Origin of the sequence: Deinococcus aerolatus, assembly GCF_014647055.1 — a bacterium.
GTDB classification, from domain to species: domain Bacteria; phylum Deinococcota; class Deinococci; order Deinococcales; family Deinococcaceae; genus Deinococcus; species Deinococcus aerolatus.
In genome coordinates this window covers 94,134-117,390 of the sequence record NZ_BMOL01000006.1, presented here as the reverse complement: position 1 = coordinate 117,390, position 23,257 = coordinate 94,134, and the positions used below count along the sequence as shown (strand labels likewise).

The following is a 23,257-nucleotide window of genomic DNA, read 5'->3' as shown; positions in this document are numbered from 1 at the left end:
ATCAGTGCCGGCGGCCGGTAGGACCGCCGAGCCCAAGCTCGTCGAGGTCCACGGCCAGTTCCATCAGCAGCCGGGGGGTCGAGGCGGCAAGATCCGGCTGGCGGCCGGCCGGCAGATCGGCGCAGTCGTAAAACCGGAACTGGCCGACGCCGCGCTCACTGCGGCGCAGGAGTTCGAGCACGGCGGCGCGGCCGGCGAGGCCCGCGAACTCGGCGTAGGTCAGGCGGCCGACCGTCATGGTGAGGTGCCCGCTGCAGGGCGGGCTGCCGCCGGCGCTGACGGTGACCAGCCAGTGGCCGCTGCACGCCAGCTCCGCGGCCCAGTTGAGGAATTCGGTCAGGCTGAACGGATCGAGCTGGCCCGACAGCTGCGGCGCAGCGGTGGCCCGCAGCGGCAGTGGATACGCGGCGCCGTTGACCCCCAGCGCGTCGAGCGCCTCGGCCAGCACCTGCGGGCCGGCCGGGCCGCTCAGGCCGGACACGCCGGGCACCTCGTCTCCGATCAGGTAGACCGGCAGGTCCCCGGTGTGGGCGTCGTGCTGCAGGATGCTGCGGAACTCCGCGCCGCTCATGTCCGACATCTGCGCGTCGCAGATGATGGCGTCCACCGGGGTGCGCTCCAGTTGGGTCAGGGCGTGCAGCGCGCCGTCGGCCTGGATCACGGTGACGCCGGCCAGGGCGGCCAGGTGACCGTACATCGCGGCGCGCGAGGAATCGTTCAGCACGGTCAGCACCGACAGGCCAGTCTGAAACGCGGTCATGCGCCCGCCGCCTGCGCCGCCACGCCGGCCAGCACGCTGCCGATGCGGCGCAGCAGCAGGGCCTCGCCCACCGGTTTGGTGAAGTAGTCGCTGGCTCCCAGCTGCAGCGCGAGCCGCTGGTGTTTCTCGCCGGCGCGGGTGGTCATGATCATCAGCGGCAGTGCGGCGGTGGCGGGCCGGGCACGCACGGCGGACAGCAGCTCGTAGCCGTTCATGCGCGGCATTTCCAGGTCGCTGACCACCGCGCCGAAGTCGGCGTCCTGTTGCAGCAGGTCCAGTGCCTCCTGGCCGTCGTTGGCCGTGACCACCGCGTAGCCGCCGTTTTCCAGCATGCGGCCCACCAGGCGCCGGACGCTCAGCGAGTCGTCCACCAGCAGGATGCGGGTGCGCCGCGCAGAGGCGCCGGCTGCGCCGGTCGACTGCAGGAAGTCCTGCGGGCGGCGGGCCAGGCGGCCCAGGCCGGTCGGGTCAAGAACCGGGAAGGCGTGCCCGGCGGCTGATAGGGCCGTGCCGGACAGGTAGTCCAGCCCGCTGAGCAGGCCGCCCAGCGGCGTCACGCTGACTTCCTCGATCTGCCCGAAGTCGTCGACGCGCGCGGCCAGTTCCCCGGTGGGCGTGGACAGCACCACCAGCCGGAACGTCTCCTCATGCTCGCCGCCCTCCGGCCGGCCCCACACTGCGCGCAGGTCGATGATCGGCACCGTATGGCCCTCGAAGCCCAGTTCCGGCCCAGCGTCCCCGAACAGGATCTCATCGACACGCAGCTCGCGCAGGGCGCGCACGCTGCCCACCGCAAAGCCCAGTTCGACGCCGGCCACCTGCACCGGCAGCACGTCGATGACGCGGCGCGTGACCGGCAGGCGCAGGGTAAAGGTGGTGCCGGCGCCGCGCCGGGTGTAAATCAGCAGTTCCCCGCCCAGCTGCCGGGCGGCCGTGGCCACCACGTCCATGCCCACGCCGCGCCCGGCGGCGGTGCTGACGGCGGCGGCGGTGGACAGGCCCGGCAGCAGGATCAGCCGCGCCCGGTCCTCGTCGCTCATCTGGCTCAGCTCCTGCACGGACCGCAGGCCCTTTTCCAGCGCGCGGTTGCCGATGGCGTCCAGGTCCAGGCCCTGGCCATCGTCCTGCACGCTGACTTCCAGAAAGTTCTGACGCTCGGCGGCCCGCAGCCACACCTGGCCGCGAAGGGGTTTGCCCGCAGCGGCGCGCGCCTCGGCGCTGCCCACACCGTGGTGCAGGGCGTTGGTCATCAGGTGCATCAGGGGGTCGATCAGGCGCTGCAGCGAGGCGCTGTCCACGCGCACGTCCTCGCCCTCGCTGATGAATTCAAAGCGGTCCTCGTGCTCGCGGGCCCAGCGCCGCAGCCGGAACGCGGCCTGCGAGAACGCCACCCGGCTGGTCTGGGTCAGGTCCAGCCGCAGCCGGCGCAGCAGCTTGCCCAACAGCTCGTTGTCGCCCTGCAGTTCGGTCACGTTGCCCGACAGGCGGCGGCGGACCTCGGCGAAGTCGGCGCTCAGCTCGGTGATCGAGCGTGCCAGAATGTTCAGGTCGTTGTAGGTGTCAAATTCCAGCTCGTCGAACTGCTGTGTCAGGTTGGCCCCGCCCATGCTGGCCTCGCTGCCCGGCGCGGGACGGTCCGGTGCGGCGCGCACCATGTCGGGGTTCAGGTGCCGTTCCTCAAAATCGCGCACAGTACGCTGGAAGCGGCCCTGCGAGTCCTGCATGGCGCCCTGGAGGTCGTCGAGGCGGGCCAGCGTCTGCCCCAGCCGCGAGCGCACCGTCACCAGCTCGCCCATCTGCTCCATCAATGCCTCGATCTGGCGCGACGGAATGCGGATCGAGGCGGTCTCCTGACGGCCAGGCGAAGTTTCGGGCGTGGGGGCCGCCACCGTGGTGGGCGCGGGCGCCGCCACGAGCTCAGCGGGGACTGGCCCGTGACCGCCGGCCATCGCCGCCATTCGGGCGCTCAGCATGGCCAGGGTCCGGTCCAGGTATCCGGTGGCGGCGCCCCCTTCGGCCACTTCCAGAATCTGGTCCATGCCGCCCAGGGCGGCTTCCATCACGTCGCGGGCGGCGCTGTCCAGGTGCAGCGCGCCGTCGCGGACGCCGCCCAGCAGGTCTTCCAGGCCGTGAGCAAAGTCGCCCAGGCCCGGCAGTCCCACCATGTAGGAACTGCCCTTGACGGTGTGGGCGGCGCGGAACATCACGTCCAGGTCAGGCGGGCTGTCTGCCGACGCGCTGTCCAGCTGCGCGCGCAGGCTGCCCAGATGCTCGCGCACCTCAGGGGCGAAGTAGGACCAGACCTCGGCATTCTCGCGGTGAAACTGCCTCAGTTCGCCTTCCAGCACCGAGGTCAGCGCCGCGTCGGAGTCAGACACCGGCGTGTCCATCACAGCCAGGCGGCGCGCGTCCTCGGGGGGGCGGGGGGCGAAGGCGGCCGGGTGGCTGCGCAGCAGGGCCTGCAGGCCGGCGGCGCCGCCGGCCCGCGCAAACGCCAGACCCAGGTCACTCTCGCCGTCGCCGCGCAGGATGCGCTCCAGGCCCGTACCCAGGGTGGCGTGAGACTGGCCCAGCAGCGCGAGGTACGCGGCGCGCGCCTCGCCGGTCAGCAGCGGCCTGGACTCCAGCATGCGCTCGAGCAGCGCGGCCATCTTGGACAGCTGCGGAAAGCCGTACAGCGCCGCGCTGCCGCGCAGGCGGTGGGCCAGCAGGCCCACCCCGCCCAGGTGCGCGGCGTCGTCCGGCCCGGCAGGCGCGGCGCGCAGCCTGCCCAGCCCGGCGTCCATCTCGGCCAGCACCTCACCGGCCTCCTGCAGGAACCCGCCCAGCAGGTCACTGTTCTCGCTGCGCTGTTGTGTGGTGCTCATGGCTCTTTCCTGTGGCATCGCTCTTTCCCCCTTGACCTTTGGATGCCGATCAGGACGGCAGCCGGAAGCGCGTCAGGCTGGCGCTGAGTTTCTGGGCCAGCGTCTGAAGCTGCTCGGCGGCGGTGCGGCCCTGGGTCACGGAGTCCTGCGATTCGCGGGCGACGGCGGCAATCTGCTGCACCGCGCTGCCCATCTCCTCGATGCCCTGCACCTGTGCCTGCTGCGATGTGGCGATGGCCTCGGCCAGCTGGGCGGACTGCTGCGTCAGCGCGCCGATCTCGCGCAGGCGTTCCCCGGCGGTGCCGGCCACGCGGTAGCCCTGCTCCACCTCACGGGTGCCGTCTTCCACGCTCACGATCACGTCCTGGATCTCGGCCTGCACGTTCTTAATCAGGGCGGCGATGCGCGCGGTGGCCTGCCCGGAGGTGTCGGCCAGCTTGCGCACCTCGTCTGCCACGATGCTGAAGCGTCCGCCCGCTTCCCCGGCGCCGGCCGCCTCGATGCTGGCGTTCAGCGCGAGCAGGTTGGTCTGCCGGGCAATCTGCGAGATGGTGTCGACGATTTCCTGAATTTCGAGCGAGCGGTCGCCCAGGCCCTTGATGCGCTTGGCAACGCCCTGCACCTCGCGGCGGATGTTCTGCATGCCGTCCAGGGTGCCGGTCACGGCCTCCTGGCCCTGCTGGGAGGCCAGCAGCGCCGCACGCGCGGTCTCGGCGGAGTTCTGCGCCTGCTGCGCCACCTCACGGATGGCGGCGGTCACGGTCTGCACCTGCGTGGCCACGCGGGCGGCCTCGGCGGCGGTCAGCTGGGTGCCCTGACCGATCTGTTCGGTGGTCACCAGCAGCGCCCGCGACCCGTCGGTCACCGAGACCGAGGCGCGCTGCACGTCGCCCAGCACGTCGGCCAGCTCGGCGGTCATCAGGTTGATCGAGTCCACCACGTTGCCCAGCACGTCCTCGGTGACCTGGCCGCGCGCCGTCAGGTCACCGTCGGCGATGTCCATGGTCACGTCCAGAAACGCGCTGATGTTGCTCTGCAGGCGCGTGGCCTCCAGCCGTTCCTGCTCGGCCTTCTCGTGGTTGCTCTGCAGCTGGGCGGAGGCGTCGTTAAAGGCCCCGGCCACCAGCCCCAGCTCGTCCTGGCTGTTGACCTGCACGGTCTGGCCGAATTCCCCCCTGGCCAGCAGGCGCGCCGAGTGGGCTAGCTGACTCAGCGGGTTGATGATGGCGCGGCTCACGGCCACCAGCAGCAGGGCGGCCAGCAGGGTCAGCAGCGCCACGCCCAGCAGCTCCAGCAGCTGGCCGCTGCGCTGCGCGGCGAGGCGGTCACCCAGCAGCCGGTTGACTTCCTCGCTGCCCAGGGTAATGGCGGCGGCTGTCTGCGCCGCAGCGCTCTGCAGGCTCTTGAGGTTGGCGCGCTGCTCGACGCTGCGCAGCAGGTCGGCGTTGGCCGCCGTGGCAATGGCCTGGCGCGTCGGCTCCAGGTTGCGGATGGCCGCGCCCAGGGTGGGGGTCAGGCTCTCGTCCTGGGCCTCGGCGCGCTTGATGGCGCTGAACGCCTCGTCGAGCGCCACGCCGGCACGCACCGCCAGGTCGCGGTACTGCGGCGCGATGATGTCTACTAGGTCCGGCTGGTTCTTGACGGTTTCCAGCGAGGTGGCCAGGGCGGTCAGGGCGGCCAGCCGGGCGCGCACCTCGGGCAGACGAATCAGGGCGGCCTGAATGGCGAACGATGAGGTGGCGGTGGAGTCGAGGCGCAGGTTGGACTCCTGCAGCAGGACGTCCAGGCTGGGCAGCACCTGATCGTCGTAGAACTGCTTGTAGCTGGAGGCCAGCAGCAGGCCGCTGGGGCCAAGGTCGCTGGCCTGCAGCTGCGTCCACTGCTCGGCCACCTGAGTCACCGTGGTCTGGGTGTTGGGCAGCCGCGCGGCGCCGGCACCCTGTTCCAGGGCGGCCAGGGCCTGCGTGGCCGCCGCCTGCGCGCCGGTCGCATTGCCGTTCTTGCCCCGGATCCGCGCGTCAACGTAGCTGGCCAGCTCGGTCTGAAAGCGCTGGTAGTCGGCGATCTGGGCCACGCCCGCCTGCTCGCGCTGAATGAAATTGATGTCCTGCTGCCGGCCGCTGACGGCCAGCACCAGCAGCGCCGTGATGGGCAGCGCGAAGATGCCGGCGGTCAGGGCCAGCTTCTGCCCCACGCCAATGCGGCCCAGCAGGCTGCTGCGGTTCTGGGCGCTGGCGGTGGCGGCCTTGCGGCGCCCCTGCTTGGGCAGGGCGGTATTCAGGAAGGGATCGAGACGGGCGTTCTGGGACATGGGCGGGCTCCTTTGCTGGGGTGGGGAAAAGCGGTGGATCAGGGCTGGCGGTCAGGGACGGTGCGGGGACAGCGGCACTCAGCCCGGCAGACGGAAGCGGGTCAGGCTGCTGCCCAAGCGGTCGGCCAGGGCGCGCAGCTGCTCGGCCACATCGCGGCCTTCCTCGGCGGACTGCTGGGACTGCTGCGCCACGGCGGCAATCTGCCCCACGGCGCCGCTCATGTTCTGCACTTCCTGCACCTGTTCGCGCGCGGCGTCGGAGATGTTCTGGGCAAAGTGGGCGGTGACCCCGGCCAGCTCGCCGATCTCGCGCAGCGCCTCACCGGCCTGGCCAGCCACCACGTAGCCCCGCTCGACATGCGCGTTGTTGGACTGCATCTCCAGCGCCACGCCGCGCACGTCGCCCTGAATTCCGTCGATCAGCGTCGCAATGCGCGCGGTGGCCTCGGTCGACAGGTCGGCCAGTTCGCGGATTTCCTCGGCCACCACGGCAAAGCGCTTGCCGCCCTCGCCTGCGCCCGCCGCCTCGATGCTGGCGTGCAGGGACAGCAGGTTGACCTGACTGGCGACGTGGCTGATCGAGTCCACGATGTCCTCGATCTGCTCCGAGCGGCTGGTCAGAGACTGCACGCGGTCCGACACGCTGCGCGAGGACTCGCGGATGGCCTCCATGCCCTGCAGGGTGCCGCTCACGGCCTGCTGCCCGGTCTCGGAGGCGATCAGCGCGCGCTGGGCCGAGTCGGCCGAGGCCTGGGCAATCGCGGCCATCTGCCGGATGGCCGTGGCCATCGCCAGGGCCTGCGTGGTCACGCGCTGCGTTTCCTGGGTGGTGATCAGCGTGCCCTGGCGGATCTGTTCGGTGGAGCTCAGCATGGCCTGCGACCCGCCGGTCACCGACGCCGAGGCGCGCTGCACGTCGCCCAGCACGTCGGCCAGCTCGGCAGTCATCAGGTTGATCGAGTCCACCACGTTGCCCAGCACGTCCTCGCTGACCCGGCCGCGCGCCGTCAGGTCGCCGTCGGCGATCTTCATGGTCACGTCCAGGAACGCGCTGACGTTGCTCTGCAGGCGCCGGGCGTCCATGGCCTCCTGCTCGGTCCGGTCACGGTTGACGCGCAGCGTCGCGGTGGCGGCGTTGAACGCCTGACCCACCAGCCCCAGTTCGTCGCGGGAGGTGATGGGCACGTCCACATTCAGGTTGCCCTGTTCCAGCGCGCGGGCCGACTCGGTCAGGCGGCGCAGCGGGCCGGTGATGGCGCGGGCCACGGCCAGCAGCACCAGCGCCGCGAACAGCGTAATCAGCCCGGCCACCAGCAGCTCGAGGAACATGCTGCGGCGCTCCACGCCGGCGCGTGCGCCCAGCAGACGCTTGACCTCCTGCGCGCCGGTGCCGATGGCGGCCGAGACCAGTCGGGCCGCGTTTTCGATGTCCTTGGGGTCCAGACGCTCCGAGGCCAGGTTCATGTTGTCCCGGCCGGCGCTGCCGCTGAGCAGCAGACGCACGTCACTGAGGCCCGCCATGGCCTGCCCCAGCGTTCCCTTGAGGCTGGGGTCCTGCGCTGCGGCGCGATCGGCGGCGCCGAAGGCTGCGTCGAGCGCCACGCCGGCGCGGATCGCCGCGTCGCGGTACTGCGGAAGCAGAATGCTGAGCAGCGCCGACTGGTCCTCCATCCGGTTGATGGCCTCGGCCAGCAGGGCCAGCGTGGACAGTCGCGCGCGAACTTCAGGCAGATAGACCAGGGCGCTCTGGACGGCGAAATACGAGGACGCGGTGGGGTCGAGCACCAGGTTGGACTCGGTGAGCAGCGTTTCCAGCCGGGGCAGCAGCGACTCGCTGGTGAAGGTGTTGAAGTCCGAGACCGCGAACGTGCCCTGCGGCCCGGCGTCGGCGTCGCGCAGCTGCGCCCATTCCTCGCCCAGATCGGTGAACGCGCTCTGGCTGACGGTGAGCCCCCTGGCAGCCGTGTCGCGCTTTAGCGTCTCCAGGGCCTGGCCGGCCGTGGCTGCCGCTGCCGCCGCCGCCGTCTTGTTGCTGACCACACTGGCCCCGACGTACTCGGCGATGGCGGACTGGAACTGTCCGTAGGCCTCGATCTGCCGGGCGCCGCTCAGTTCGCGCTCGGTGAAGCGGATGTCCTGTTGCCGGCCGCTGGCCGTCAGAAACAGCAGGGCGGTGATGGGCAGCGCAAACAGCCCTGCCGTCAGGGCCAGCTTCTGTCCCACACTGATACGCCCCAGCAGGTCGCGGCCGGCGCGGCTAGGGCTGGGACGCGTTTTTGCGGCGGTGCGGGCCGGTGGGGGGGTCAGGGTGGGATCTAGGCGGGCGTTTTGCGACATGGGCGGGCTCCTTGGCGGTGCGGGTGGACGGGAAACGGCAGTGCGGGTAAGGGCAGCGCGGCAGGCGGCGGGCAGGACCCGGCCGGGTTCAGACGGACTGCATTCGGCCGCCGACGGCCGCGATCAGCGCGCTCAGCCCCAGCAGGGCCGCGGCGTGCTTGCCGAACTCGCGTTCGGTCAGCAGCGGCGCCACCTGCGGCGACGTCTCGGCGCTCGCGCTGCCGATCACCTCGTCGATGGGCAGCAGCAGCGTCTCGCCCGCGTCCTCGCACAGCAGGCCCAGGACGCTGCCGTTTGCCTGCTGGCCGGCGGGGCCGCTGCCGAGCATGGCGGCCAGGTTGACCACCGGCACGGCGCGGCCCAGGGCGCCGGACAGCCCCAGCAGGCTGCCGCCGCTGGCCGGCAGCGGCGACACCTGTCCCAGGGGCAGCACCTGGCGGGTCTGCCGCGTGGGCAGGGCCAGGGTGCGCTCCCCGCTGCGGAACAGCAGGTAGGTCTCGGACGTCGTGGGCAGGTTCACGGAGCTTAGACGTGCCGGGCGATCAGGCTCAGGAGCTGTTCGGGGGTGTAGGGTTTGATCAGGTAGTCCACCGCACCCTGCCGCATGCCCCACTTCACATCGGTCTCCGCACCCTTGCTGCTCACGAAGATGACCTTCATACCTTCGGCCGCAGGCAGCTTCTTGAGCGCGCGCAGGGTCTCGTAACCGTTGCGCTCGGGCATCACCACGTCAAGCAGCGCCAGCTGGGGGCGCTCGGCCTCCACGGTGGCCTCGGTCTGCTGGGCATCCGTGATGGACACGCACTCGTGGGCGCTGCCCTTGAGCGCCTCGGTCATAAAGCGGATGTCGGAGGGAGAGTCGTCAACGATCAGGATTTTTGCCATGTGGGTGCCTTCCTTGTGGGTCTTGTGCCTGCAGCACATTCGGGTGGGGTCCCGGTGGCCGGTGGCCGTGCCGGTCATAACTTCTGAGCGGAGGAGTCGCAGGGTCCACGTCAGAATTGGGGCTGTGGCGGTGACGATATTCACCATTGCTACACAGAACTCTTACATTTGCAGGCCTGGATAGAGTGCCGCATGTGCGGTATGAAGTACCTCACACAAGGGCCATGTGAATCACGGATATTTAACTTGTGATGCGGACTACTTAAGGACTCAGGTGCCTTGCGGCTGGGATGTCCCTGGACGTTCAAAATTGACGCGCACGTAAATTTTGGCCTATGCTGGGGGGGTCCGTTTTTGCAACCTGATCTTTTCCTCACCCCACCCCACAGGAGGTCAACCGTGGCCCTGAAACAGTTGTTTGACTTGAGCGGGAAAACCGCCCTCATCACCGGAGGCTCGCGCGGCCTGGGTCTGCAGATCGCCGAGGCACTGGGCGAGTACGGGGCCACCGTGGTCCTGACCGCCCGCAAGCAGAACGAGCTGGACGAGGCCAGGACCCACCTGGAGGGACTGGGCATCACGGTGCACGTCTACGCCAATGATCTGGGTGACTTCGCCAGCATCGATCCCACCGTCGAGAAGATCGTGTCCGAGGTGGGCAGCATCGACATCCTGGTGAACAATGCCGGGGCCACCTGGGGTGCGCCGACCGCCGAACACCCACTGGACGCGTGGCTGAAGGTGATGAACGTCAATCTCAACGGCACCTTTTTGATCACCCAAAGCGTGCTGAATCGCTGCATGCTGCCGCGCGGTGGCGGGCGCATCGTCAATGTCGCCAGCGTCGCCGGATTGCAGGGCAATGACCCGCGCATGGCCGCCACGCTGGCCTACAACACCTCCAAAGGCGGGCTGGTGAACTTTACCCGCGCGCTGGCGGCCGAGATGGCCGACAAGGGCGTGACGGTCAACAGCATCTGCCCCGGCTACTTTCCCACCAAGATGACCAAGGGCACGCTGGCCTACGGCGAGCAGGCCATTCTGGAAGCCACGCCAATGCACCGGCTGGGCGGCTCGGAAGACCTCAAGGGGCTGGCCCTGCTGCTGTCCAGCGACGCCAGCGCCTTCATGACCGGGCAGAACATCGCCGTGGACGGTGGGGCCACGGTCGTATGAAGCCGGGCGAACTCGCCGCATCGGTTGGACAGGAAGTCGCGCTCTCGGAGTGGGTTCTGGTGGATCAGGCGCGCATCGATGCCTTTGCCGACGCCACCGGGGACCACCAGTTCATTCATGTTGACGCAGCGAAAGCCGCCGCCGGACCGTTCGGCACCACCATCGCCCATGGGTTTCTGACCCTCTCCCTGCTGGCCGGAGAATTCATGAACACCGGCGGCTCAGTCCAGATTGAGGGCGCGCAGATGACCGTGAACTACGGCCTGAACCGCGTGCGCTTCGTCTCGCCGGTCAAGGTCGGCAGCCGCCTGCGCAACCGCGCCGTCCTGCAAAGTGCAGATCAGGGCGCAGGCTTCATGCAGATCACGGTGCTGAACACCATCGAGATCGAGGGTGAGGAGCGGCCCGCCGCGACGGCGGAGAGTGTGTTCCGGGTCTACCTGTGACCGTCGGCCTCCGCCGCTGATGAAGTGGGCGCCCAGACGGCGAGACAGTCGCTGACGGCGCCCGGCCCCTCTTTCTGAAAGCCTTCTCCCCCAAAGCGAGGAACCCCCATGACCGTATTCGACGTTTCAGACCGCTCCAGTGACCTGCGCCGGCGCCTGCTGGCCTTCATGGACGAGCACATCTATCCCAACGACGCCGAGGCGACCCGTCAGATCAACGAGGGAGAGCGCTGGGAGCACCTGCCGCTGATCGACGAACTGAAGCCCAAAGCGCGCGAGGCCGGGCTGTGGAACCTGTTCCTGCCTCCGGCCAGCGATCCGGACGGCACCTTCGGCCCCGGTCTTTCCAACCTGGAGTACGCCCCGCTGTGCGAGGTCATGGGCCGGGTGTGGTGGGCCCCCGAGGTCTTCAACTGCGCCGCGCCCGACACCGGCAACATGGAGGTGCTGGCCCGCTACGGCACGCCCGAGCAGCAGGCCCAGTGGCTGATTCCGCTGCTCAACGGCGAGATCCGCAGCGCGTTTTCCATGACCGAGCCGGACGTCGCCTCCAGCGACGCCACCAACATCGAGTCCAGCATCACGCGCGACGGAGACGACTACGTGATCAACGGCGAGAAGTGGTGGACCTCGGGCGCGGGTGATCCCCGCTGTGCGGTCAGCATCTTCATGGGCAAGACCGATCCCAACGCCGAGCGCCACCTGCAACAGAGCATGATCCTGATTCCCATGGACGCCCCCGGCGTCACGAAGACGCGCATGCTGACCGTCTTCGGCTACGACGACGCGCCGCACGGCCACGCACAGATGACGTTCAAGGACGTGCGCGTGCCGGCGTCAAGTCTGCTGCTGGGCGAGGGCCGGGGCTTTGAGATCGCCCAGGGCCGCCTGGGGCCGGGCCGCATTCACCACTGCATGCGTCTGATCGGGCAGGCCGAGCGCGCGCTGGAACTGATGGTGGCCCGCGCGTCGTCCCGCGTGGCCTTTGGCAAACCGCTCGCGGCGCACCAGCACGTGCGTGAGCTGATCGCGCAGAGCCGCATGGAGATCGATCAGGCCCGGCTGCTGACCATGAATGCCGCGCACATGATGGATACGGTGGGCAACAAGGAGGCGCGCGGGCAGATCGCGGCCATCAAGGTTGTGGCGCCCAACATGGCGCTGGCCGTCATCGACCGCGCCATTCAGGTGTTCGGCGGTGCGGGGGTCAGCCAGGACACCCCGCTGGCGATGATGTACGCCCAGGCCCGCACGCTTCGGCTGGCCGACGGTCCCGACATCGTGCACATCGGCACCGTGGCCAAGGAAGAACTGCGCCGTCAGGGCGAGGCGGCGCGCGGACGCGAGGGCGTGGCCCCGGTGTCCAGCTAGGGCGTCTGGCCTGAACCCGGAGACAATCAAAGCGTTGGCGCCGACGGAACGGCCTGGTGGAATGACCGGCCTCTCCACCGGCGCCCTCTGGCGGTGAGAGGCAACAGCCGCGCAAGGAGACACCCATGCAACTGAACAACAAGACAGTCGTCATCACTGGCGCCGCCTCGGGCATCGGGCTGGCCCTCGCCACCCGTTTCGTGCAGGAGGGGGCCACCGTGATTGCCTCGGACCGCAACGCGGAAGTGGGCGCGCAGAAGGCGCAGGAGATCGGGGCGCGTTTCGTGGCTGCCGACGTGGGGCAGGAGGCCGATATCCAGGCGCTGATCGAAAACGTGCTGGGCCAGGAGGGTCAGATCGACCTGTTCTGCTCCAATGCCGGCATCGCCATCGGCGAGGGTCCGGAGACACCCGACAAGCAGTGGGACCTGATTCACCGCGTGAATGTGATGTCCCATGTGTGGGCCGCCCGTCACCTGTTGCCGCACATGCTGGAGCGCGGCGAGGGTTACCTGCTGAACACCGCCTCGGCTGCTGGTCTGCTGACCGAACTGCACTCCGCGCCCTACGCCGTGACCAAGCACGCCGCGCTGGCCTTTGCCGAATGGCTGGCCATCACCTACGGGGACCGGGGCATCAAGGTGGCGTGTCTGTGCCCCGAGGGGGTCTGGACGCCCATGATCGAGAACGCCCCCATCCTGCAGCAGACTGCCGTGACCACCGACGTGCTGGTGGAAGAGACCCTGAAGGTGCTGCGTGCCGACGGCTTCCTGATCACCACCCACGACACCACCCTGAAATCCTTCCAGAACAAGGCGCGCGATTACGGCGAGTGGATCAGCAAGATGCGTCACCTGCGGACCAAGGCCATGGCGCTGCTGGGACAGGGCGCGGCTTTCAAGGACGGCGAGGCCCCGCGCACCGAGGGCCATCCTTGACCCGGCCGGAAACGTCGTCGGTGCGGTCCGGCGAGGAGCTGCCGCTGACCATCCTGCGGGACGTGCTGCGCGGCCGGATTGAGGGAGACCTGGACACGCTGGAGGTCGCGCAGTTTCCCGGCGGCTTTTCCAACCTGACCTACCTGCTGCGCATGGGCGGGCGCGAGTACGTGCTGCGCCGCGCACCGCTGGGGCCGGTGGCCAGGGGCGCACATGACATGGCCCGTGAGTACCACCTGCTGGAAAAGATTCATCCGGTGTTGCCCGTGGCCCCCGAACCGCTGCTGCTGGTCGAGGACCCTGGCCTGCTGGGCTCGCCCTTCTACCTGATGGAGCGGCGGCGCGGCGTGGTGGTGCGGACCACCATTCCGCCCGAGTACCGCGACCTGCCGGACGCCCCCCGGCAGATGTCGGAGGCGGTGGCCGACACGCTGGCCGCCCTGCACGCGGTGGACATCGACGCGGCGGGCCTGCGGGCCATCGGCAAGCCGGAGGGCTTCAACGCCCGGCAGGTGGGCGGCTGGGCCGGGCGCTGGCGGCGGGCGCGCGAGCTGCTGAAAGACAGCGGCGACCTGCCACCGCCGGCAGAACTGCGCGACGAACTGGTGATCGCGTGGCTCGAGGAGCAGACCCCCCCGGAGTCCGCGCACACCCTGGTTCACAACGACCTGAAACTGGACAACCTGATGCTCGATCCCACCGATCCCGCGCACGTGGTGGCCCTGCTGGACTGGGAAATGACCACGGTGGGCGACCCGCTGGTGGACCTCGGGCTCACGCTCACGTACTGGACCATGCCCGAACAGCCGGGCCGGGGCGTCAACGAGGTGGGGGCCAGCTTTCCAGGCTTCCTGAACCGGGAGCAGTTCATCGCCCGTTACGCCAGTCAGTCGGGCCGTCACGTGACGGGCGACTCGGTCCGGTGGTACGAGGTGCTGGGCCATTTCAAGCTGGCCGTGATCGTGATCCAGATTTTTGCCCGCTACCGCGCCGGACAGACCAGCGACCCGCGCTTTGCCCCGCTGGCCGGGCAGGCCGAGTGGCTGATCCGCGAGGCCTGGCGGCGCATCTCGGCCGAGGCGACGGGTGACGCCGGCGAGGTCCGGCCGGCCGATGAGTGAGCTGATCCTGATCCGGCACGGCCAGGCGACACCGTTTGAGCAGGAGACGGACCGCCTGTCCGGGCTGGGCGAGCAGCAGGCCCGCGCGGTGGGGCTGGCGCTGGGCACCGAGGCATTTGTGCCCACCCACGTGCTGCACGGCCCGCTGGTGCGTCAGCGCCGCACGGCCCAGATCGCCGCTGGAGCCGCGCATTTCGCGGACGCTGACGCCCCTCCGCCCTGGCCGGGCGCCGTGGAAGACGACCGGCTGGCCGAGTACGACGGAGACGGCCTGATACGTGACCTCGCGCCGCTGCTGGCCGCTCAGGACGCCGAATTCGCGGCGGCCGTCCGGCAATTCCAGCAGCGCCGCGACGCCCCGGACCGCAACCGCTCCTTTCAGCCCATGCTGGAGCAGCTTGCCGGGGCGTGGCAGGACGGCCGGGTCACGCACGCTGAGGTCGAGGGGTGGTCCGCGTTCCGCTCTCGGGTTCAGGCCGCGCTGGGCCACGTGCTGGGCCTGCCGTCCGGCTCGTCGGTGCTGGCCTTCACCAGCGGAGGCGTGATCGGGCTGATGGTGGCGCTGGCCCTGGATGCCCCGGACGCGGCGGCGCTGCGGCTGAACTGGCGCGTGCGTAACGGCAGCCTCACGCGCTTTACCTTCGGGGGTGGCCGCCTGAGCCTGGATTCCTTCAACGAGGTGGCGCATCTGCCGCCTGACCTCAGAAGCTGGCGTTAGCCGGATTATGCCAGCAGCCGCATAAAGGCGGTGAAGGTGCCCAGCGCGTGCGGGTGCGCGCCGAACAGCACTTCCGGGTGCCACTGCACCCCGATCACGCCCTCGGCCTCGACCGCCTCCACGATGCCGTCGGGAGCCACGGCGGTCACGCGTAGCGTCGGCGCGACCTCGTCGACCGCCTGATGGTGCGATGAATTCACCAGCGCCCGCTCGCCGTGGGTCTGCGCCAGCAGGCTGCCCGGCGTGAAGCTGACCTCGTGGCCCAGCGTATCGGCGTGGACGCGCTGGGCGTGGTCCACCCACGCCCCCGCCACGTCCGGCAGGTGCTGGTGCAGCGTGCCGCCTTCGAGGACGTTGATCATCTGAAAGCCCCGGCAGATGCCCAGGACGGGTTTGCCCAGGGCGCGGGCCGCCCGGTACAGCGCGGTTTCGAAGGCGTCGCGCGCCTCGTCCACCTCGCCCATGCCGCGCCGGGGGTGCTGCCCGAAATGGCGAGGATGCACGTCCACGCCGCCGCTGAACAGCACCGCGTCGAGGCGCCCGGCATAGTCGGCGGCCAGGTCCGGCTGGTTGGGCAGCAGGATGGGCAGGCCGCCCACCCGCTCGACTGCCTGCGAGTAGCGCCGGGACAGGCCGTTGTGGGTGCGGGGGGCGTCGTCCGCCAGGTGAGAGGTGGTCAGGCCGATGAGGGGACGCGCAGACATGCGGCCAGGATAGTGCGGTGATGGGAGGGATGGTGCGCTGGTGGGGCCACGACCTACAGGAACATTTATCCGCTCCACAGCCGCGCCTCCCCTTCGGGCGGCAGGCTGCGTCCATGAGTGTCTCCCTGCCCCATTCTGGCCCCATCGCCGGGCCTGACCGGCCCCCGCTGGCGCCGGGTGCCCCGCCGCCTTCGCCGCCCGCCTTCCAGGCCGCATTCTGGGGCGGCTTCGAGTGCAGCACCCAGCGTCGGCCCTCGGGACGGCGCATCGACGTGATCGACGCCACCGCGCACGACCGCTTTGCCGAACAGGACTACGGCCGGCTGGCGGCCAGCGGCCTGCGGACGGCCCGTGACGGGCTGCGCTGGCACCTGATCGAGCGTGTGCCCGGCGAGTACGACTTCGCCTCGGTGGCGGCGCAGGCGGCGGCGGCGCGCGGAGCGGGTGTGGAGGTGATCTGGGACCTGCTGCACTACGGCTTCCCGGATTTCGTCGACCCCTTTGCCCCGGACTTTCCGCAGACCTTTGCCCGGTACGCGGCGGCGGCGGCGCGGTTCCTGCGCGAGCAGACCGACGGAACGCTGTGGCTGTGCCCGGTCAACGAGATCTCGTTCACGGCCTGGGGCGGCGGGGACGTGGGGTATCTCAACCCCTTCGCGCAGGGCCGGGGCCTGACCCTCAAGGCGCAGCTGGTGCGCGCCGTCATCGCGGGCATGGACGCGGCGCGGGAGGTGGACCCGGGCGTGCGCTTCCTGCATGCCGAACCCTTGATCAGCGTGCAGGCCCATCCCGAGCGGCCGGACGAGGCGGGCGACGCGGAGCGGGGGCACGCGGCGCAGTTCGAGGCGCTGGACATGCTGCTGGGCCGGCTGCACCCCGAGCTGGGCGGCGCGGAGCGCTACGTGGACGTGGTGGGGCTCAACTACTACCCCTACAACCAGTGGTGGCACCACCCTGAGCCGCAGCGGCGTGAGCCAGTGGCCCACACCCACCCGGCGCACCGCCCGCTACGAGAACTGCTGGCCGAGGTGCATGCCCGCTACGGCCGTCCGCTGGTCCTTGCCGAGACCGGGGCGGAAGGTGAGGACCGCGCCGCGTGGTTTGAGCTGGTGGTGAGCGAGGTGGAGGCCGCGCGGGACGCGGGCGTGCCGGTGGCCGGCGTGTGCCTGTACCCGGTGGTCAACCACCCTGGCTGGGACGATGACCGCCACTGCCACAACGGGCTGTGGGACTACCCCGACGCCCTGGGGGGCCGCGCGGAGCACGCCCCGCTGGCCGGGGTGCTCCGGCTGGCCCAGCAGGCCTGGGACCGTGCGGGGGCGGAGGCCCGGCCTGCCAGCGCCGAACCCGCGCCGCTGTCTGAGCTGCTGGTCCGCCTCGCCCGCGCTGCCCCGGTCACCGCCGCCGAAGCCGCCGCGCGGGATCAGGACGGGGAGTTTCCCGCCGCCTCGTTCGGGGCGCTGCGCGACAGCGGCCTGCTGACCGCCACGCTGCCCACCACCCACGGCGGCCTGGGCGCTGCCGGCACGCGGCTGCTGGCGCTGCTGCGCCGGGTGGGGCGCGCCAGCCTGCCGGTGGGCCGGCTCTACGAGGGCCACGTCAACGCCCTGCAGCTGATCCTGGCCCACGGCAATCCGGAGCAGCGCGCGCGCGCCGCCGCCGACGCCCGCAGCGGCCAGCTGTTCGGGGTCTGGAACACTGAGGAGGCGCCGGGACTGCGGCTGGAACCGGACGGCGGCGCTCAGGCCTGGCGGATGACCGGCGGCAAGACCTTCGCCTCAGGCGCCCACTTCGTTACCCGTCCCCTGCTGCCGGCCGAGTTGCCGCAGGGCGGCGGACGGGTGCTGGCGCTGCTGCCGCACGCCGTTGCCCGTGGACGTTTCGATCCCGATTTCTGGCGCCCGCTGGGCATGCGCCCCACCGTCAGCTTCCGCGTCGACCTGGGAGGTCTGCGCCTGGGCGGGAACGACGTGATCGGCGGGCCGGGCGACTACTACCGGCAGCCGGAGTTCGGCGGCGGGGCGCTGCGGTTTCTGGCGGTGCAGCTGGGCGGCGCCGACGCCGCGCTGGAGTCGGCCCGGGACGTCCTGCGCCGGCTGGGCCGCGCAGGGGACGACGTTCAGCGGCTGCGCTTCGGCGCGGTGTCGGCCCGGCTGGAGGCCGCGTGGCAAACCGTCCTGCGCGGGGCGGCCCTGCTGGAACAGGCTGGACCTGACGACCCCGGGCGGGTGCTGGCCTACGTTGCCCTGGCCCGCGAGGTCAGCGAGGACGCCTGTCTGGCTGCCTGCGAGGCGGTGGAGCGGGCGGTGGGGGCACGCGGCCTGCTGGCCCCGCAGCCGGCCGAGCGGGCGGTGCGCGACCTGCGGATGTACCTGCGCCAGCCGGCCCCCGACGCGGCCCGGTTGCAGGTGGGAGGATTCGTGCTGGACGCCCCTGACCTGCCCGACAGTGCCTACAGCCTGTGGGGCGAGGAAGGTCTGTGAACACGGCGGCCCGGACCAGCCCGCTGGACCCGCGCCGCCTGGCTGGCCCGGTGTGGGTGGTTTCGCCGCACCCGGACGACGAGGCGCTGGGTTGCGGGGCCCTGATCGCCGCACTCGGCAGCTTGGGCCGTGAGGTCCACGCCCTGCTGCTGACCGACGGCGGGTTCTCGCATCCCCACTCGCGCCTGTTCCCGCGTGACCGTCTGGCCCGGACCCGTCTGGCCGAGTGGCGTACCGGCCTCGCCCTGCTGGGCGTGCCGGCCACCCGGACCCACGCGCTGGGCCTGCCCGACGGCGCGCTGGCGGGGGTGGCCCCGGCTGAGCTGCAGCGGAGGGTCGCGCGCGCGTTTGTCGCTGCGCCGCCTGGCACGCTGCTGCTGCCGTGGCGGCGTGACCCCCACCCCGACCACCGGGCGGCCTGGGAGCCGGTAACGGCGGCGGCGCCCCCGGCAGCCCGGCAGCTGGAATACGCCGTGTGGCTGCCGGAGCGCGGCGAGGCGGTCGACTGGCCTGCCGCGGACGAGGCCCGGATCTGGACCTTTGCGGTAGGTGCCGCGCGTGGCCTCAAGGCCCGGGCCATCGCTGCCCACGTTACCCAGCTGGGCGGCGTTTCCGACGATCCGGACGGCTTTACCCTGGCCCCGGAGATGGTCAAACGGGCGGTGGCGGGTCCGGAACGCTACGCCGAGGCGGCCGCGGCTGGCCTAGAGGTCCGCGCGTGACCCTGCCGGACCGGTACTTCGACGACGTGTACCGCGCCCGTGAAGACCCCTGGGACTTTGCCACCAGCCCCTATGAGGCCGCCAAGTACGCCCGCACCCTGGCCGCCCTGCCGCGTGAACGTTACCGGCGGGGCCTGGAGGTTGGCTGCTCCATCGGCGTGCTGAGCGGACTGCTCTCAGAGCGCGCCGACCAGCTGTGGGCGGTGGACCTGAACCAGCTGGCCCTGGCACGGGCACGGGCGCGCAACGCGGGCCGCCACAACCTTCACTTCGAGCAACGGCGGCTGCCCAGGGATCTGCCGCAAGGCCCCTTCGATCTGATCGTGCTCTCAGAAGTGCTGTACTACCTCTCACCGGGCGATCTGGAACAGGCGCTGGACGCGGTGCTGGCGCGGCTGGAGCTGGACGGCACGCTGCTGCTGGTCCACTGGACGCCGCCCGTCCACGATTACCCGCAGACGGGAGACGCTGTCCACGCCGCCGCGCTGGCGCGTGTGGGCCGGGGTCTGCGCCACCTGCATGCCGAGCGTCACGGGGACAGCGAACGGGGCTACCGGCTGGACGCTTTTGCCCGCAGCGGCTGAGCGGTCCGGGGCGAAGCCAAACCGGCCCCGGCCTGCCCCAGCCGGTCACGCACCTCAGTCAGGGCCTGCGCCACCGGCACCGGCGGGTAGACGGCTGACCAGTCGCCCGCCACCCGCGCGGCATGTGCGGCCTCCAGCGCCAGCCCGAAGGTGGAAGCACGCAGCGCGGCCAGCAGCGGCCCGGCCTGGGTGCGCCACAGGCGCGTCAGGTTGCCTCCCCCCTGCCCCGCGTACGCCGCCCGCAACGCGGCCTCGGCGCGGGCCAGCGCGGCCACCTCCGCGCCGCCGGGAACCTGCCAGGCGGCCGGGCCGCGTCGCCATTCAGACAGCTGCGTCGACAGGCCCACCGTCACCCGGCCGCTCAGGCGGGGGCTGGTGTACACGCGGGCCGCAGGGGTGTGCCGCAGCGTCAGGTCCGCGCGGCGCAGCGCCTCAACCAGGGCCAGGTCTTCCAGACACGGCACTGCTGGTACTCCACCCACGGCGCGGTAGGCCCGCACGCTCAGAGCGAGGCTGGCGCCGAAGTGCTGCCAGTGCCGGGGCCAGGGATCGGCGGGGTCCGGATCCAGGCGCGCGCCCAGCTCACTGGCCGCCATGCGGTACAGGTCGTCGAGGCGCTGGGTGCGCCGCACCTCGGGGGGAAGGGCCGCCCCTTTCCGGTCCAGCAGAATGCGCCCGGCAGCCGCGTCGGCCCCGGCCCGCAGCGGCGCGAGCAGCGCCCACAACCACGCCGGGTCCGCCCGGGTGTCGGCGTCGGTGCTGACGATCACGCCCCCCTCACCGGCCAGGGCTGCGGCGCGGTCCAGTGCCGCCCGGCGTGCCCCCACCACGTTGGCCTGCTCTGGAGGCAGCGTGACCTCCTGAATCCACAGCCGCAGGCCGTCCGGCGCGGCCTCGCGTGCGCGGGCCACGGTGCCGTCAGCGCAGTTGTTGACCAGCAGCAGCACGCCAAATGCCCGCCAGGGCTGGCCATCCTCGTCGACCTGGGCCCCCAGTGCCCGCAGCGTGGCCCCGATGCTGGCGGCCTCCTCGCGGGCCGGAATGGCCACGATGGCGGCGGAAGAGGCGCCGGCGGCGGCACTGGCCGCAGCGAACGGTGGGGAAAACATGCCCATGGCTGGCGGAAGCGTAGCGCCGCACCGGTCTCATGGGGGCTTTACCTTTCCCCGTCTGATTCTTTAGCTAGAGGCTATCTGGAACGCAATTTTGACCTGCGTTACGTTTGGCGCTCAGACCCCCCTCTTATAGTCCAGCCACCGTGCCAGGTGGCCGCGTCTGGACAGGGGCAGAAATGTGACGCCTGGCCCACCGCGATGCCACCGGCCCCAAAACGGTCCACACCACTTACAAGCCGCCGCTTCTACCCTGGGGGGAACTTATCCGTGCCGTATTCAGTCCCGTCTGCCGGGCCCCGCGGGGCCTCTGTTCCCGCCCTGATCGTGCTGGCGCACCTGCGCTGGGATTTTGTGTTTCAGCGTCCACAGCACCTGATGACCCGCGCGGCCCGTGACCGCGCCGTGTACTACATCGAGGAACCGGTGTTCGGGACGCACGATGACCATCTGGTGTGCCGGCAGGAAGGCGTCGTGACAGTGTGCACGCCGCATCTCCGGGCCGGGGACCCGCCTGCACCCTCCCAGGCCCGCACCGCCGGGCTGCTCAGCCGCCTGGTGGCCGACGAGGGGCTGGTGGAGTATGACCTGTGGGTCTACACCCCCATGGAACTCCCGGTCACGGCAGGCCTCCGTCCGCGCGTTACGGTGTACGACTGCATGGACGAGCTGGCCAACTTCAAGGGTGCGCCTCCCGAGCTACGCGCCCGCGAGGCTGAGTTGTTCGCCCGCGCCAGCGTGGTGTTCACCGGCGGCCAGCGACTGTACGAGGCCAAGGCCGAGCGCCACCCCAACGTGCATCCCTTCGCGTCCAGCGTGGAGGTGCAGCACTTCTCGCAGGCCCGCGCCGGACTGACCGACCCGGCGGACCAGGCCAGCCTTCCCGCCCCGCGTCTGGGTTTTTACGGCGTGATTGACGAGCGGTTCGACACCGCGCTGATCGCCGAACTGGCCAGCCGCCGGCCTGAGTGGCAGTTCGTCCTGATCGGGCCGGTGGTCAAGATCGACGCGGCTGAACTGCCGCGCGCCGCCAACATCCATTACCTGGGCATGAAAGATTACGCTCAGTTGCCCGAGTACCTGTCTCACTGGGATGTGGCGCTGCTGCCGTTTGCCCGCAACGAGGCCACCGAGTTCATCAGCCCCACCAAGACACCCGAGTATCTGGCGGCGGGCGTGCCGGTCGTGTCCACTGGAATTCGCGACGTGGTCCGGCCCTACGGTGACCTGAATCTGGCGCGCATCGCCGACGGCCCCGCAGCGTTTGAGGCCGCGTGTCAGTCCGCGCTGGATGAGGCCGGAACCCAGGCCGCGCAGGACCGCCAGTGCCGGGCCGATGCCTATCTGGCTGGCCTGTCGTGGGACCACACCTGGGCGCAGATGGCGGAGCTGATCGAGGCAGCGGCCACCTCTGACGCCCACCTGTCCATTCCGGCGGTTCACACGCAGTTGGTGGGCTCGGATGACTGAGCCTGCGGCGGGAAGCCCCCCGGTGTCCCCCGGCTTCGACTACCTGATCGTGGGCGCGGGCTTTGCCGGAAGCGTGCTGGCCGAGCGGCTGGCTAGCGTGGGCCGGCGGGTGCTGATCGTGGACCGCCGCCCGCACATCGGCGGCAACGCCTATGACCGCTACGACGACGCGGGCGTCCTGATCCACCCGTACGGCCCGCACATCTTCCATACCAACAGCGCCGAGGTTTTTGCCTACCTCTCCCGCTTTACCGAATGGCGGCCCTATCAGCACCGGGTGCTGGCCAGCGTCGACGGTCAGCAATTGCCCATCCCCATCAATCTGGATACCGTTAATCGGCTGTATGGCCTGAACCTGACGGCCTTTCAGGTCGAGGAGTTCTTCGCGTCGGTGGCCGAGCCCGTCGAACAGGTGCGGACCAGCGAGGACGTGGTGGTGGGCAAGGTGGGCCGCGACCTGTACAACAAATTTTTCCGGGGCTACACGCGCAAGCAGTGGGGACTGGACCCCAGTGAGCTGGACGCCAGCGTCACGGCCCGCGTGCCCACCCGCACCAACCGCGACGACCGCTATTTCGCCGACACCTATCAGGCCATGCCCCTGCACGGCTACACCCGCATGTTCGAGAGCATGCTGGCTCACCCCAGCATCAAGGTGATGCTCAACACCGATTACCGCGAGATTGTGGACCTGATTCCGCATGGTCACATGATCTACACCGGGCCGGTCGATGCTTTTTTTGCCCACCAGTTCGGCCGACTGCCGTACCGCAGCCTGGAGTTCCGGCATGAGACCCACGACACACCGCAGCTGCTGCCTGTCGGCACCGTTAATTTCCCCAATGACTACGCCTACACCCGCGTCAGCGAGTTCAAGCACATCACCGGTCAGCGTCACGAGCGGACCAGCGTGGTGTACGAATACCCCCAGGCGGAAGGGGATCCGTATTACCCGGTGCCGCGCCCCGAGAACGCCGAGCTGTATAAAAAATATGAGGCCCTGGCCCGCGCCCGGTCAGACGTGACCTTCGTGGGCCGCCTCGCCACCTACCGGTACTACAACATGGACCAGGTGGTGGCCCAGGCGCTGGCCACCTTCAAACGGTTGCAGGAGCGGGAACTGAGTGCCACTGAACTGCTCGGAGTGTAGGCTCCAGCAGTCGTGGCAGTGCGGGTGGCGCTGAGAATGAGGCGGTCTGTAGCCCCGCTCCGTTGACTACGAAAAGCTGGAGGCACATCAGATGTCCCTCCA

The 23,257-nt window shown here is 70.2% G+C and carries 19 protein-coding genes; 11 read left to right on the top strand and 8 right to left on the bottom strand.

The window, feature by feature from the left end; translation table 11 throughout:
- Position 1: 1 nt before the first annotated feature.
- The 6 genes from IEY31_RS08425 to IEY31_RS08400 form a co-directional block, all read right to left on the bottom strand.
- Complete coding sequence (locus IEY31_RS08425; protein WP_188970868.1) at positions 2 to 760, bottom strand: DUF4388 domain-containing protein; 759 nt, start codon at positions 758 to 760, stop codon at positions 2 to 4.
- Positions 757 to 3,627, bottom strand: a complete 2,871-nt coding sequence (locus IEY31_RS08420; protein WP_188970866.1) for a hybrid sensor histidine kinase/response regulator — start codon at positions 3,625 to 3,627, stop codon at positions 757 to 759. The genes IEY31_RS08425 and IEY31_RS08420 overlap by 4 nt, the downstream gene beginning before the upstream one ends.
- Before the next feature lie 49 nt (positions 3,628 to 3,676).
- Entirely contained in the window at positions 3,677 to 5,938 is a 2,262-nt protein-coding gene (locus tag IEY31_RS08415) for a methyl-accepting chemotaxis protein (protein WP_188970864.1), read from the bottom strand.
- 78 nt (positions 5,939 to 6,016) lie between these two features.
- Positions 6,017 to 8,275 carry a methyl-accepting chemotaxis protein gene (locus IEY31_RS08410; protein ID WP_188970862.1) on the bottom strand — a complete coding sequence of 753 codons (2,259 nt, stop codon included), beginning with the start codon at positions 8,273 to 8,275 and terminating at the stop codon, positions 6,017 to 6,019.
- Between the two features lie 88 nt (positions 8,276 to 8,363).
- Positions 8,364 to 8,795, bottom strand: a complete 432-nt coding sequence (locus tag IEY31_RS08405; RefSeq protein WP_188970860.1) for a chemotaxis protein CheW — start codon at positions 8,793 to 8,795, stop codon at positions 8,364 to 8,366.
- A gap of 5 nt (positions 8,796 to 8,800) precedes the next feature.
- Positions 8,801 to 9,238 (bottom strand): response regulator, encoded by a 438-nt coding sequence (locus tag IEY31_RS08400; protein WP_229723425.1) that lies wholly within the window; start codon positions 9,236 to 9,238, stop codon positions 8,801 to 8,803.
- Positions 9,239 to 9,559: 321 nt separating this feature from the next.
- Here IEY31_RS08400 and IEY31_RS08395 point away from each other — a divergent pair, with 321 nt between their 5' ends.
- The 6 genes from IEY31_RS08395 to IEY31_RS08370 all read left to right on the top strand — a co-directional run bounded on the left by IEY31_RS08395 (position 9,560) and on the right by IEY31_RS08370 (position 14,930).
- Positions 9,560 to 10,336 (top strand): SDR family oxidoreductase, encoded by a 777-nt coding sequence (locus tag IEY31_RS08395; protein WP_188970858.1) that lies wholly within the window; start codon positions 9,560 to 9,562, stop codon positions 10,334 to 10,336.
- Entirely contained in the window at positions 10,333 to 10,782 is a 450-nt protein-coding gene (locus IEY31_RS08390) for a MaoC family dehydratase (protein WP_188970856.1), read from the top strand. The genes IEY31_RS08395 and IEY31_RS08390 overlap by 4 nt, the downstream gene beginning before the upstream one ends.
- Before the next feature lie 108 nt (positions 10,783 to 10,890).
- Positions 10,891 to 12,153: an acyl-CoA dehydrogenase family protein gene (locus IEY31_RS08385; RefSeq protein WP_188970854.1), complete on the top strand. Its 1,263-nt coding sequence runs from the start codon at positions 10,891 to 10,893 to the stop codon at positions 12,151 to 12,153.
- A 125-nt stretch (positions 12,154 to 12,278) separates the two neighbouring features.
- Entirely contained in the window at positions 12,279 to 13,091 is an 813-nt protein-coding gene (locus tag IEY31_RS08380; protein ID WP_188970852.1) for an SDR family oxidoreductase, read from the top strand.
- Positions 13,088 to 14,212, top strand: coding sequence for a phosphotransferase family protein (locus tag IEY31_RS08375; RefSeq protein WP_188970850.1), 1,125 nt, complete (start codon positions 13,088 to 13,090; stop codon positions 14,210 to 14,212). The genes IEY31_RS08380 and IEY31_RS08375 overlap by 4 nt, the downstream gene beginning before the upstream one ends.
- Positions 14,205 to 14,930, top strand: coding sequence for a histidine phosphatase family protein (locus IEY31_RS08370; RefSeq protein ID WP_188970848.1), 726 nt, complete (start codon positions 14,205 to 14,207; stop codon positions 14,928 to 14,930). The genes IEY31_RS08375 and IEY31_RS08370 overlap by 8 nt, the downstream gene beginning before the upstream one ends.
- Positions 14,931 to 14,935: 5 nt before the next feature.
- On the opposite strand, the gene IEY31_RS08365 is transcribed toward IEY31_RS08370, so the two are convergent.
- Positions 14,936 to 15,634, bottom strand: coding sequence for a gamma-glutamyl-gamma-aminobutyrate hydrolase family protein (locus tag IEY31_RS08365; protein ID WP_188970846.1), 699 nt, complete (start codon positions 15,632 to 15,634; stop codon positions 14,936 to 14,938).
- A gap of 113 nt (positions 15,635 to 15,747) precedes the next feature.
- On the opposite strand from IEY31_RS08365, the gene IEY31_RS08360 reads away from it, so the two are divergent.
- The 3 genes from IEY31_RS08360 to IEY31_RS08350 are packed head-to-tail and all read left to right on the top strand — an operon-like array spanning position 15,748 to position 19,423.
- A complete protein-coding gene (locus tag IEY31_RS08360; RefSeq protein WP_188970844.1) occupies positions 15,748 to 18,117 on the top strand; it encodes an acyl-CoA dehydrogenase family protein in 2,370 nt (789 codons plus the stop codon).
- Positions 18,114 to 18,839 carry a PIG-L deacetylase family protein gene (locus IEY31_RS08355; protein WP_188970842.1) on the top strand — a complete coding sequence of 242 codons (726 nt, stop codon included), beginning with the start codon at positions 18,114 to 18,116 and terminating at the stop codon, positions 18,837 to 18,839. Before IEY31_RS08360 ends, IEY31_RS08355 begins: the two co-directional genes overlap by 4 nt.
- Positions 18,836 to 19,423 carry an SAM-dependent methyltransferase gene (locus tag IEY31_RS08350; protein ID WP_188970840.1) on the top strand — a complete coding sequence of 196 codons (588 nt, stop codon included), beginning with the start codon at positions 18,836 to 18,838 and terminating at the stop codon, positions 19,421 to 19,423. Before IEY31_RS08355 ends, IEY31_RS08350 begins: the two co-directional genes overlap by 4 nt.
- Here the strand turns inward: IEY31_RS08350 and IEY31_RS08345 are convergent.
- Positions 19,390 to 20,538, bottom strand: a complete 1,149-nt coding sequence (locus IEY31_RS08345; RefSeq protein WP_229723424.1) for a glycosyltransferase — start codon at positions 20,536 to 20,538, stop codon at positions 19,390 to 19,392. The two genes, IEY31_RS08350 and IEY31_RS08345, sit on opposite strands and share 34 nt — an antisense overlap.
- A gap of 267 nt (positions 20,539 to 20,805) precedes the next feature.
- Between IEY31_RS08345 and IEY31_RS08340 the strand changes: the two genes are divergently transcribed.
- Both IEY31_RS08340 and glf read left to right on the top strand, forming a co-directional pair.
- A complete protein-coding gene (locus IEY31_RS08340) occupies positions 20,806 to 22,005 on the top strand; it encodes a glycosyltransferase family 1 protein (protein WP_229723423.1) in 1,200 nt (399 codons plus the stop codon).
- The gene (glf, locus tag IEY31_RS08335) at positions 21,998 to 23,155 is read left to right on the top strand and encodes a UDP-galactopyranose mutase (RefSeq protein WP_188970838.1); all 1,158 of its coding nucleotides are present in this window, start codon (positions 21,998 to 22,000) and stop codon (positions 23,153 to 23,155) included. The genes IEY31_RS08340 and glf overlap by 8 nt, the downstream gene beginning before the upstream one ends.
- Positions 23,156 to 23,257: the final 102 nt, after the last annotated feature.

Bases quoted from the DNA above. Each gene is read 5' to 3' on its own strand.
- IEY31_RS08425 (WP_188970868.1), bottom strand. From the start codon at position 760: ATGACCGCGTTTCAGACTGGCCTGTCGGTGCTGACCGTGCTGAACGAT.
- IEY31_RS08420 (WP_188970866.1), bottom strand. From the start codon at position 3,627: ATGAGCACCACACAACAGCGCAGCGAGAACAGTGACCTGCTGGGCGGG.
- IEY31_RS08415 (WP_188970864.1), bottom strand. From the start codon at position 5,938: ATGTCCCAGAACGCCCGTCTCGATCCCTTCCTGAATACCGCCCTGCCC.
- IEY31_RS08410 (WP_188970862.1), bottom strand. From the start codon at position 8,275: ATGTCGCAAAACGCCCGCCTAGATCCCACCCTGACCCCCCCACCGGCC.
- IEY31_RS08400 (WP_229723425.1), bottom strand. From the start codon at position 9,238: ATGACCGGCACGGCCACCGGCCACCGGGACCCCACCCGAATGTGCTGC.
- IEY31_RS08390 (WP_188970856.1), top strand. From the start codon at position 10,333: ATGAAGCCGGGCGAACTCGCCGCATCGGTTGGACAGGAAGTCGCGCTC.
- IEY31_RS08385 (WP_188970854.1), top strand. From the start codon at position 10,891: ATGACCGTATTCGACGTTTCAGACCGCTCCAGTGACCTGCGCCGGCGC.
- IEY31_RS08380 (WP_188970852.1), top strand. From the start codon at position 12,279: ATGCAACTGAACAACAAGACAGTCGTCATCACTGGCGCCGCCTCGGGC.
- IEY31_RS08370 (WP_188970848.1), top strand. From the start codon at position 14,205: ATGAGTGAGCTGATCCTGATCCGGCACGGCCAGGCGACACCGTTTGAG.
- IEY31_RS08365 (WP_188970846.1), bottom strand. From the start codon at position 15,634: ATGTCTGCGCGTCCCCTCATCGGCCTGACCACCTCTCACCTGGCGGAC.
- IEY31_RS08360 (WP_188970844.1), top strand. From the start codon at position 15,748: ATGAGTGTCTCCCTGCCCCATTCTGGCCCCATCGCCGGGCCTGACCGG.
- IEY31_RS08345 (WP_229723424.1), bottom strand. From the start codon at position 20,538: ATGGGCATGTTTTCCCCACCGTTCGCTGCGGCCAGTGCCGCCGCCGGC.
- glf (WP_188970838.1), top strand. From the start codon at position 21,998: ATGACTGAGCCTGCGGCGGGAAGCCCCCCGGTGTCCCCCGGCTTCGAC.